Source organism: Marinobacter sp., assembly GCF_041595835.1.
Lineage (GTDB): Bacteria > Pseudomonadota > Gammaproteobacteria > Pseudomonadales > Oleiphilaceae > Marinobacter.
Genome location: NZ_JBFHJO010000066.1, coordinates 1 through 10,148, shown reverse-complemented (window position 1 = coordinate 10,148; position 10,148 = coordinate 1). Strand labels below are relative to the sequence as shown.

Genomic DNA, 10,148 nt, shown 5'->3' with positions numbered 1-10,148 from the left:
TTACCACCACTTTGGCGGGACGCAGACTGGCCAGTTTTTTCTGAAGCCAGGCAACCCGCGGGTCTTCCGCCAGCCACTGCTCTTCCGGTGCTGACTGTTCCGGTGCCAAGCCTGTGTCGCCATGACGGAAGTCATCGTATAACTCAGGGCAAGGAAGCGGTTCTGGTAACGGTTGGCGCTCAGGGAACCCTTTAATGGCAGCACGAGTGTTACGGAAAAGCACCCGGCCAGTACCGTGGCGGTCCAACAAAGCATCGATAACTGCCTGATGAGCATCATCCTGAGCCAGAAGATCATCCAGCTCATCACCCAGCCAATCCGCTAACGCTACTTTGTCATCTGCTGAGATATTGTCCGGCGACTCCTGAAGCCGACGCACAACTTTATTAATCACTTCGTATTGCTGTTCTTCCTTACAAAACGCTTCCAGGTCATGGAAACGGGCCGGATCCAACAAACGCAGACGGGCAAAGTGGCTGGCTATGCCCACCTGCTCCGGCGTAGCTGTCAGCAATAACAAGCCTTTACTGGCCGCTGACAATTGTTCAACCACTTCGTATTCAGGGCTCGTCTGCTCCGGCGACCATGCCAAATGATGTGCTTCGTCCACCACCATCAAATCCCAGCCGGCAGCCAAAGCATGTTCACGAGCCTGTTTGCTCTGCACCAGAAAATCCAGACTGCACAGCACCAACTGATCGGCTTCAAACGGGTTAACACCGTCATCATCACCAAAGATATGGTTGACCAGAGCATCTACATCATCTTGCTGGGCCCTGATGTCGTCGTAACGGCTTTGATCAACAATCGAGAACCTCAGGTTAAAACGGCGAAGCATTTCCACCAGCCACTGATGTATCAGAGAATCCGGCACGACGATCAGCGCCCGACGAGCGCGCCCGGTATGCAGCTGATAATGCAGAATCAGACCGGCTTCAATGGTTTTACCCAAGCCTACCTCATCGGCCAGCAATACCCGGGGAGCATGGCGGCGGGCCACTTCGTTGGCGATATATAGCTGGTGCGGCAAGTGCTGGGTTCGTGCACCGATCAACCCTTGGGCTGGAGAAGCCCGCAACCGGTCCAGGTGCTCCAGAGTAGATACTCTCAGCCGGAAAGCGCCATTACGGTCAAACTGGCCGGCAAACAAACGCTGATGCGGTGCTGAAAAATTAACCGAACCAGCCAGTTTCACTTCCGCGACCTGCAGAGTATTGTCACCGTCGTCGACGTGATACATCAGAATGCCGCCAACGTCCTCCACAGAACGCACAATGTACTTTTTGCCATCAAAGGTCTCTATTTCCTCACCCTGCTGATACACAATCCGCGACAGGGGTGCGTTATCGATAGCATAGGTGCGTTCTTCATCGGCTGCCGGAAAACCGAGTGTGACCCTACGCCCTGAAATGTCGGTAACAATACCCAATCCCAAAGCCGTATCACTGTGGCTGACCCAACGCTGACCAATGACAAAATCCGATGTTTCCAAGAAGCCTCCGCTACAAATTACTGATATTTTGAATCGTTTTCGCGAACCCAGAAGGCCGTAGCGCCACACACCGCGGCAGGCACTACAACAAGGTTCAGGACAGGCACCATTGCAGCCAGAGCCACCGGCAAACCGAAGCCTAAAGCAGACAATCTGCTTGCAGCCAGATCTTTACGTAACTTCGGAAAGCTGACTTTGTGGTTGTCGGCCGGATAATCCACGTACTGCAGCGCCATCATCCAGCTATTGAACAGGAACCAGAGTACAGCGGCGACCAAATTAACGACCGGGATGAGACCGATAATGAGCAACCCCAAAGCCCTGGGCAGGTAATAGATAATTTTATGGACTTCCCTCCAGAGCGCCCGGGGAATATCTTTAATGATGGCCAGCCAGCCGCCTTCAACACTGACCACCTGACCGGTCAGGTGTTGCTCTGTCAGCTCCGCAAGGTAGCCATAAAAAGGCGATCCGATGAGGTTAGCGATGATGACAAAACCGTAGGCCAGAATCAGTATGATCACCACGCCATACAGAGGCCAGAACAACCAATCCAGTGCCTGCAGCCACGCCCAGTCCGGCAGCCACGCCATAGCAGCCGCAATCATCTGCGTGAAGAGTTCAGCAAGAAAATAAAATAACAGTCCGAAAAGCAGGACATTGATGACAAGAGGAATAATGACGAATAGCCGCAGGCCGGGTTGGCGAATCAGCCTGAACCCCTCCCCCAGGTAGCCCAGTCCTCTGAAAAAGTTTCCCTTGAGCATTGCTGGTGGTCCTCCGCTGCCATGACAATAACGGGGCGCAAAGCATATCATGTCAGACGCATTCCCACAGCCCGCAACCACACTCGGATTTCCCTATGCGTCGCTTCCGGCATACTTTTTACGCTCTTCTACGCATGAGCCAGCTATGGCAAGCGATGCTATTTGTATCCCTTGCTGCCATTTTGTATCTGGCCACAACCAGCAACAGCTATCCTATTCCAGCCTCAAGCAATGACAAGATCAACCACCTGATTGCCTTTGCCGAACTAACCATCGTCACCCGGCTGGCATGGCCACGGCTCAGCCCATGCTGGTACCTGCCGGCACTGCTAGGTTTTGGTTTTGCACTGGAGGCGATTCAAGCCACCCTGCCCTACCGGGACTTTTCACTGGCTGACATTCTGGCCGATGCATCAGGAATTGCTCTGGGCATGCTGCCTTGGCCGGGGATTCGTCAGGCCAAAAATCACAACGTAGGAAATTCCCCCAACTCTTTGTGAGATATTTCCTACAAACCTGTAAGCACTTGTCAGCACGTTACGTGCGCAGCAAGAGAGATTCATAAAAAAATCAAATTCAACTTATTGATTTTTAATGAAATGAAGGCAAATCAAAAACATTCCGTTCAACTTAACGAACGCAGTTCACAGGTTTGAAATAGAGACCTTGGTATAGTGTTCAACGTCAGGGATGACAGGGAAATGGACGACGCACCGGATGCACCCCCGCACGGACAGTGGGGAGAGGCAAGGACACAGGGACGCCTCGCTTAAGGGATACCGAATTGGATTGCGGGCTCGGACGCCAGCACCAGGGAAAGGCAAAGGATCCAGCAACAAGGCTGTTGCTCAACGCACATGGAAGCGCTATTTGTTCCGACTGTGGACTGCTCAGGATGGCGGTTCAGTACCTGTAAAGGGCGACTCTTGAGTCGCCCTTTATTTTTTTGCCTTACCGGCTAGTATGCCCTTCTGCCAGATAGATCCGCACCTTATTAAACTCTTCAAACTCATTCAGGTCTGGCCAGGTTCTGGCTTCCACGACACTTTGAAGCACATAAGCCTCATTACCGAGATGCTTAACCCTGGAGTCTGCCAGCAAAACCTTCGTTGAGGCAGCCTGGAACGACGCCAACAACGGCCGGTTCTCCGGATCGTAAAGCACGTCGGCGGCCGTCACCAGATCCAGATCATCCGGCCGGTTCGCCCAATCATCACATAGCGCCACCTCAACGTTGTTGAGCCGGGCATTCGCGGCTACGGCCTCCAAAGCTGCAGGATCAAGATCACAAGCGATTGATCGTGCGGCCCCCGCCCGGGCCGATGCAACAGCGACTACTCCGGAGCCAGAACCAAAATCGAGTACGGTTTTACCAGCCACCAATTCCGGATGCTCCATAATCCACTGAGCCAATACCTGCCCACTGGCCCAACAGAACGACCAATATGCAGGCTCCGCGACCACCGCTTGGGCTTCATCGTGACTGAGCGGCCCATCCAGGACCGACGGATCGAACAGATATAACGGGAAATCCGGGCAACCCGCCGGAACCGATTCAGCAACCCGCCCCCGACTCAGGGTCTTTCGAAGGTGTTGGTTTAGGCGCTCAGGCGTCATGATTATTCCTGTCAGAAACATTGGTGGCGACTATTGTACCCTCAGCCGGGATGCCCGGAAATTAGCAGTCCGGTATACTGCGGCCTCATCCAGAAGCACAGTGATCCGCGGACATGGCTAGCAGACCCGACACCAACGACTACTTGAACCTATTCCTGAATGACGTGCCACTGATGGATGTGCGGGCACCGGTTGAGTTTGCAAAAGGCAGCTTTCCCAACGCCATTAACGCCCCCCTGATGAACGATGAAGAACGGCATCGCATTGGCATTTGCTACAAGGAAAAGGGGCAAGATAAAGCCATTGAGCTAGGCCATCAGCTAGTATCAGGCGACATCAAAGCCCAGAGGATTGAAGCCTGGAAGCGCTTCGCCATTCAACACCCAAATGGTTACCTTTTCTGCTTCCGGGGCGGCCTGCGATCACGGCTAACCCAGCAGTGGATCAAAGATTCCGGCATTAACTACCCACTTATCGAGGGTGGGTACAAAGCTCTGCGTCGGTTCCTGATCGACAGCATGGACGAGCAGATCAAAATCCAGGAATTCCGCCTTCTCAGCGGCCGCACGGGCACTGGCAAAACCCGGGTGCTGGCAAACCTGCCAAACCCGGTCGATCTCGAAGGATTAGCCAATCACCGTGGCTCCAGCTTTGGCCGCATGGTCAGCCCTCAGCCCACCCAGATCGATTTTGAAAACCGCCTGGCTGTGGCGTTGCTTAAGGCCCGCCACCAGGTAGGAGGCCCCGTCTACCTTGAAGACGAAAGCCGGCTGATCGGCTGCTGCGCGCTGCCCGAACAACTCAGGACACGCATGAGCGAATCGAACCTGCTGGTTCTGGAACAACCCATGGAAGAACGAATTGCCATCATTCGTGCCGATTATGTTGAGGGGATGCTGGCTGATTACATTACCCGCGATGGCGAAGAAGCCGGCTGGCTGAACTATCGGGACTATCTGCTCAGCGCTCTCGATCGCATTCGTAAACGCCTGGGCGGAGTACGCCATCAGAAACTTAGAACTCTGATGGAGCGCGCGCTGGAACAACAGGCCCAAGGCTCAACCGAAGGTCACAACGGGTGGATAGAAGGCCTCCTCAAGGACTACTACGACCCGATGTACGACTATCAGCTCAGCCAGAAGCAAGGCAAGATTCTTGTGCGGGGCGGGCCCGAGGTCATCATTGAATACACTCAGGATAATCACTGACGGTACAAGTACTACACAAGAAAATGCAATAGCAATATCCGCCTTTCCAACTACCTGCCCTATACTAGAGTCAGGCGGATTTCGATGCGCTGATAATTCATCCCTTATAACACATTATTCTAATGACCAAGGAGCTTTACCATGGAAGAGCTTTTCAGCGAGAGCGGCCAGGCCTCTCAGTGGATGGACCAGGCAGTTACATTGGTAATGGCTTACGCACCTAAGGTCGTGCTTGCCATTGTCACACTGATTATCGGCCTTTGGCTGATCAATCGCGTTGTCGCGATTATGGACAAAAAACTGGGTCAGAAAGACCCCACCCTGAACAAATTCCTGTGCGGTTTAGCCAGTTCTATCCTCAAGATTTTACTGCTGATTTCCGTTGCTTCCATGATTGGCATTGCGACCACCTCGTTCGTAGCCATTATCGGTGCCGCGGGCTTGGCTGTTGGCCTGGCACTGCAAGGTAGCCTGGCAAACTTCGCCGGGGGTGTACTGATTCTGATCTTCAAGCCGTTCAAAGTTGGCGATGCTATTGAAGCTCAAGGCTTCCTTGGCTCTGTACGTGAAATCAGCATTCTCTATACGGTTATCGACACATTCGACAATCGCCGTGTTGTTATCCCGAACGGCCAGTTGTCTAATGCCAGCCTGACCAATATGAGCGTTTACGAGACTCGTCGTTGCGACATGTCCTTTGGCATTGGTTACAACGATGATATCGACAAAGCCAAAGCCATCGTGTTGCGCCTGATTAATGAAGACGAGCGCGCCCTGAAAGATCCTGAGCCTCTGGTTGTCGTTGGCAGCCTGGGCGACAGTTCCGTAAACCTGACAGTGCGTGCCTGGACCAAGGCCGGCGACCTGTGGCCATTCAACTGGGACATGCAAGAGCGGGTGAAAAAAGCGTTCGATGCGGAAGGTATTTCTATTCCGTTCCCACAACGTGATATTCATATGATCAAAGCCGACTAATCGGAACCCTGTCACACAGGTAAAACCGGTTATTCGCAAACCATAAATCCTGGGCTAAGCTGTCGGTAAGGCAGGCGGAGAACGCTCTGCCTGCTACCGGAGCCGGCCCGGGATTTTTTTTGGAAGGCTCTACAACGCTGTCCGTGCTGTCAGGAGGTTGTATTTATGCCGATACAGCTACTTAAAGATTTCTTGGACAAAGCAGGCACCGAATACATGTGCCTTTCCCACCCCCCTGCATTTACCGCTCAAGAACTTGCTCACCACGTAACAATTGCAGGCGATAAGGTCGTCAAAACTGTCATCATCGAACTCGATGGAAAAATGGCCATGCTGGTTATGCCGGCGACCTGGCGTGTTCGCTGGGACAGCCTGTCCCGCATTCTGGACACTGACTTTGTCGATCTGGCCGACGAGCAAACCTTTCAGGACCACTTTCCCGACTGCGAAGTTGGCGCGATGCCGCCTTTCGGAAACCTGTTCGGTATGACCGTTTACTGCGCAGAGTCGCTGACCGAGCAACCCGAACTGGCCTTCGCTGCAGGCAGCCATACTGAATCCGTGCACATGAAAACCCAGGATTTCCTGAACCTTGTTCAGCCGATTGTACTTAATCGAGGCTTCATAAAGCCGGGCACTCAAAAACCCGCCTGGCTGTTAAAAGGCCGACAAACTCTCGCGGAACCCTCAGCCCAGGAGGCTTCCCGTATGGTTGGCTAAGGCCTATTACTCCATTAAGGAAGAGATTGACCCCGGTCGCTTGTCTGATCGTTGCCATCGCGTAAACTGTGGGCATCAGACAGGAACCCGATATGACTCAAGCTTTTGATATTGTGATCGCTGGCGCCGGCATGGTCGGCGCGGCCCTCGCCACCGGCCTCGGACGCGAGGGCTTCAATGTCGCGATGGTTGATCGCGCCCCTGCTCCGGAATTTGACCCGCAAGCTGCGCCCGATATTCGTGTTTCTGCCCTGAGTGCAGGCAGCGAACGCTACCTGCAAAGCCTCGGGGCCTGGGATCACATACTGGCTATGCGAGCTACACCTTACCGGCGGCTAGGCGTTTGGGATGAAGCTCCTCATCCTTTGCGCGACCTGCTACCTCGAACCGCCAATCAGGTGGAATTCGCTGCGGATGGGCTGGATGCCACTCATCTTGGCCACATTGTTGAAAATACCGTGACCCAGAAAGGTTTATGGCTGGCTGCTGAAGCAGAATCCTCTGTAACCATTCTCGCCGGTAACGGCATCACGGACATCACCCAGAACTCTGAATCAGCAACAGTGACACTTGAAGACGGCCAGCAACTGACCGCTGCTCTGGTGATCGGAGCCGATGGCGCGCAATCCCGGGTCCGGGACATGGCCGGTATCGGTATTACCAAAGACCAATACAGCCAGCAAGCCATGATCATTTCGGTACGCTATCAAGGCCCGGTTCAAGACATCACCTGGCAGGGCTTCTACCCTTCCGGCCCCAGAGCCTTTCTGCCACTGCACAGCGCTGGCCCAGAGCACCCGGGAGAAAGCCATGGGTCACTGGTGTGGTATGACTCACCAGCCGAAATCGCTCGCCTTAAAAACCTGAGCAACGAAGCCCTACTCGCGGAAATACAAAAGAGTTTCCCGAAAGAACTGCCGTCACTGACCCATATTGAAGAATGTGGCAGCTTCCCGCTGGCCCGGCAACACGCCAAACACTATTCAGCAGGTCGCGTGGTACTTACCGGCGATGCTGCCCACACCATCAACCCGCTGGCAGGTCAGGGCGTAAATCTGGGCTTTCAGGATGCTCAGTGCCTGCAGGGTATGCTCAAAGAAGCCCGTCGCAGCGGAGATGACCTGGCCAGCACGCACTGGCTAGGCCTTTACGAGCAACAACGCCGCCCTGCCAACCGGCGCATGATGCTGGCCATGGACCTGTTCTATCACCTGTTCAGTAACACCATTCCGCCACTTCATCTCGCGCGCAACCTTGGCCTCACTGCAGCCCGCGCCTTGCCCTTTGCCCGCAACAAGGTCGCCCGCTATGCCATGGGGCTGGACGACCAACCGCCTGCGCTGCTCAGAGAAATCACCAGCCGTTTGCCCGTACCGAACTGGCTTTGAATCAGAACCACCAGATTTCTATAACAACCAAGGAGCTATCATGTCTGAAACCATCTTTACCAAAATCATCAACCGGGAAATTCCGGCCGACATCGTCTACGAAGACGACCAGGCCCTCGCATTCCGGGACATCAACCCTCAAGCACCTGTACACCTGCTGATTATTCCCAAGAAGCCTATCGCGACCATCAACGACATTGTAGAAGACGATCGGGAATTGGTGGGGCATCTGTACTGGGTGGCCGGGAAACTGGCCCAGGACATGGGCTTCGCCGAGGATGGCTATCGGGTTGTGATGAACTGCGGGGAAAATGCAGGGCAAACGGTGTTCCATATCCATCTGCACCTGCTGGCCGGCAAGCCGCTGGGCTGGCCGCCCTATACGGATAAGATGAAGCAGGCCTGATTTGGCGAGAGGCAAGCGGGACGGTGGTGCTGTCCCACTTGCTTCTAACTTTGGTAAAAGCCCCGGTTTTTAACGTCCAACCACCCTCTCAGCTTCTTCCATGGGCGAGTGCCGAATGTCTTCGCCTTTCGCCATGAATATCACGTGTTCTGCAATATTACAGGCGTGATCACCAATACGCTCCAGAGCACGGAGAATCCACATCACCATCATGCAGCGCGAAATGTTTCGGGCATCTTCCATCATGAAGGTCAGCAAAGCACGTGCTGCTGCCTGGTATTCTTCATCTACCTGCTTGTCTTCCTTCATCACTCGCAACGCCTGATCGGAATCAAGCCTGGCGAAGGCATCCAAAGAATCATGGAGCATGCTTAACACATGCTTACCAATGTAGCGGATTTCAACATACCCCTGCGGGGCCTGCCCTTCTTCAGACAGCTTAATGGCCATTTTGGCGATCTTTTTTGCTTCATCGCCCATCCGCTCAAGGTCAGACACCATTTTTATTACCGAAATCACCAGGCGCAGATCCCTCGCAGCCGGCTGACGACGAGCAATCACCAGAATGGCTTCTTCATCAAGATCCATTTCCATACGATCAACGGTTCTGTCGTCCTGCCGCACAACCTCAGCCAACTCGCTGTCATTGTTGGTCAAGGCCTCGATCGCCCGCTCAACCTGGCTTTCAACCAGACCGCCCATATTCAGAAACTGGGTTTTCAACTCCGTCAGTTCATCGTTGAATTTGGCGGAGATATGATCTCCATACACATCATCTTTTGTGTTCGGCATGTCTTCTGTCTCCAAGGGTTCCGAACCCGATCAACCAAAGCGACCCGTAATATAGGACTCTGTCAGTTCATGGTCTGGGGCAGTAAATACTTTGTCAGTGTCGTTCACTTCCACCAAGTGCCCCAGGTGGAAATAAGCGGTGCGATTAGATACCCGGGCTGCCTGCTGCATCGAGTGAGTCACGATCACAATGGTGTAGCTTTCCGACATCTCCGCGATCAGCTCTTCTACCTTCGCAGTGGCAATAGGATCCAAGGCGGAGCATGGCTCATCCATCAGGATCACTTCAGGGCTAACGGCAATCGCACGAGCGATGCACAAACGCTGCTGCTGACCTCCAGACATGCCTGTGGCAGTGGCATCCAGACGGTCTTTCACTTCGTTCCATAGCCCGGCTTTACGCAGGCTGTTCTCAACGATGTCGTCCAGATCTGACTTGCGATTCGCCAGACCATGAATTCTTGGCCCGTAGGCCACGTTGTCATAGATAGACTTGGGAAACGGGTTCGGCTTCTGGAACACCATGCCAACCCGGGCGCGAAGCTCCACCACATCCCGTTTGGGATCGTAGATATCCTGGTCATCCAGCAGCAAGGAACCCTTTACGCTGCAACTATCAATACTGTCGTTCATCCGGTTCAGACATCGCAGGAAGGTTGACTTACCGCACCCCGAAGGGCCGATAAAGGCAATCACTTCGTTACGGCCAATGTCCAGGCTGATGTTTTTAATCGCTGGGCTGTCGCCGTAGAAGACTTCCACGTTACGCAGCTTGAATTTAGG

Annotated in this window: 11 protein-coding genes; 6 read left to right on the top strand and 5 right to left on the bottom strand. The window is 53.8% G+C overall.

Going from position 1 to position 10,148, the window contains the following annotated elements; all coding sequences use genetic code 11:
• Nucleotides 1-1,492, bottom strand: a 1,492-nt coding sequence (rapA, locus tag ABYA77_RS13890; protein WP_372966573.1) for an RNA polymerase-associated protein RapA, incomplete at its 3' end; no start/stop codon positions are given.
• A gap of 17 nt (nt 1,493-1,509) precedes the next feature.
• A complete protein-coding gene (gene cysZ, locus ABYA77_RS13885) occupies nt 1,510-2,259 on the bottom strand; it encodes a sulfate transporter CysZ (RefSeq protein WP_372966572.1) in 750 nt (249 codons plus the stop codon).
• A 95-nt stretch (nt 2,260-2,354) separates the two neighbouring features.
• Between cysZ and ABYA77_RS13880 the strand changes: the two genes are divergently transcribed.
• On the top strand, nt 2,355-2,759 hold the full coding sequence (locus tag ABYA77_RS13880) for a VanZ family protein (protein WP_372966571.1): 405 nt from the start codon (nt 2,355-2,357) through the stop codon (nt 2,757-2,759).
• A gap of 451 nt (nt 2,760-3,210) precedes the next feature.
• On the opposite strand, the gene ABYA77_RS13875 is transcribed toward ABYA77_RS13880, so the two are convergent.
• On the bottom strand, nt 3,211-3,876 hold the full coding sequence (locus ABYA77_RS13875) for a methyltransferase (protein ID WP_372966570.1): 666 nt from the start codon (nt 3,874-3,876) through the stop codon (nt 3,211-3,213).
• Between the two features lie 113 nt (nt 3,877-3,989).
• Between ABYA77_RS13875 and mnmH the strand changes: the two genes are divergently transcribed.
• From mnmH to ABYA77_RS13850, 5 genes are all read left to right on the top strand, one after another.
• Nucleotides 3,990-5,084, top strand: a complete 1,095-nt coding sequence (gene mnmH / locus ABYA77_RS13870) for a tRNA 2-selenouridine(34) synthase MnmH (protein ID WP_372966569.1) — start codon at nt 3,990-3,992, stop codon at nt 5,082-5,084.
• 141 nt (nt 5,085-5,225) lie between these two features.
• Entirely contained in the window at nt 5,226-6,059 is an 834-nt protein-coding gene (locus tag ABYA77_RS13865; RefSeq protein WP_372966568.1) for a mechanosensitive ion channel family protein, read from the top strand.
• 165 nt (nt 6,060-6,224) lie between these two features.
• Nucleotides 6,225-6,779 (top strand): aminoacyl-tRNA deacylase, encoded by a 555-nt coding sequence (locus ABYA77_RS13860; RefSeq protein ID WP_372966567.1) that lies wholly within the window; start codon nt 6,225-6,227, stop codon nt 6,777-6,779.
• 92 nt (nt 6,780-6,871) lie between these two features.
• Nucleotides 6,872-8,167 carry an FAD-dependent monooxygenase gene (locus tag ABYA77_RS13855; RefSeq protein WP_372966566.1) on the top strand — a complete coding sequence of 432 codons (1,296 nt, stop codon included), beginning with the start codon at nt 6,872-6,874 and terminating at the stop codon, nt 8,165-8,167.
• 40 nt (nt 8,168-8,207) lie between these two features.
• Nucleotides 8,208-8,573 (top strand): histidine triad nucleotide-binding protein, encoded by a 366-nt coding sequence (locus ABYA77_RS13850; protein ID WP_372966565.1) that lies wholly within the window; start codon nt 8,208-8,210, stop codon nt 8,571-8,573.
• Between the two features lie 69 nt (nt 8,574-8,642).
• Here ABYA77_RS13850 and phoU read toward each other — a convergent pair whose 3' ends face one another.
• Both phoU and pstB read right to left on the bottom strand, forming a co-directional pair.
• Nucleotides 8,643-9,365: a phosphate signaling complex protein PhoU gene (phoU, locus tag ABYA77_RS13845; protein WP_372966564.1), complete on the bottom strand. Its 723-nt coding sequence runs from the start codon at nt 9,363-9,365 to the stop codon at nt 8,643-8,645.
• A 30-nt stretch (nt 9,366-9,395) separates the two neighbouring features.
• On the bottom strand, nt 9,396-10,148 hold a 753-nt coding region (gene pstB, locus ABYA77_RS13840; protein ID WP_372966563.1), incomplete at its 5' end, for a phosphate ABC transporter ATP-binding protein PstB.

Excerpts from the sequence above, each read along its gene's own strand:
- mnmH (WP_372966569.1), top strand. The coding sequence starts at position 3,990 with ATGGCTAGCAGACCCGACACCAACGACTACTTGAACCTATTCCTGAAT.
- ABYA77_RS13865 (WP_372966568.1), top strand. The coding sequence starts at position 5,226 with ATGGAAGAGCTTTTCAGCGAGAGCGGCCAGGCCTCTCAGTGGATGGAC.
- ABYA77_RS13875 (WP_372966570.1), bottom strand. The coding sequence starts at position 3,876 with ATGACGCCTGAGCGCCTAAACCAACACCTTCGAAAGACCCTGAGTCGG.
- phoU (WP_372966564.1), bottom strand. The coding sequence starts at position 9,365 with ATGCCGAACACAAAAGATGATGTGTATGGAGATCATATCTCCGCCAAA.
- ABYA77_RS13880 (WP_372966571.1), top strand. The coding sequence starts at position 2,355 with ATGCGTCGCTTCCGGCATACTTTTTACGCTCTTCTACGCATGAGCCAG.
- ABYA77_RS13860 (WP_372966567.1), top strand. The coding sequence starts at position 6,225 with ATGCCGATACAGCTACTTAAAGATTTCTTGGACAAAGCAGGCACCGAA.
- cysZ (WP_372966572.1), bottom strand. The coding sequence starts at position 2,259 with ATGCTCAAGGGAAACTTTTTCAGAGGACTGGGCTACCTGGGGGAGGGG.
- ABYA77_RS13855 (WP_372966566.1), top strand. The coding sequence starts at position 6,872 with ATGACTCAAGCTTTTGATATTGTGATCGCTGGCGCCGGCATGGTCGGC.
- ABYA77_RS13850 (WP_372966565.1), top strand. The coding sequence starts at position 8,208 with ATGTCTGAAACCATCTTTACCAAAATCATCAACCGGGAAATTCCGGCC.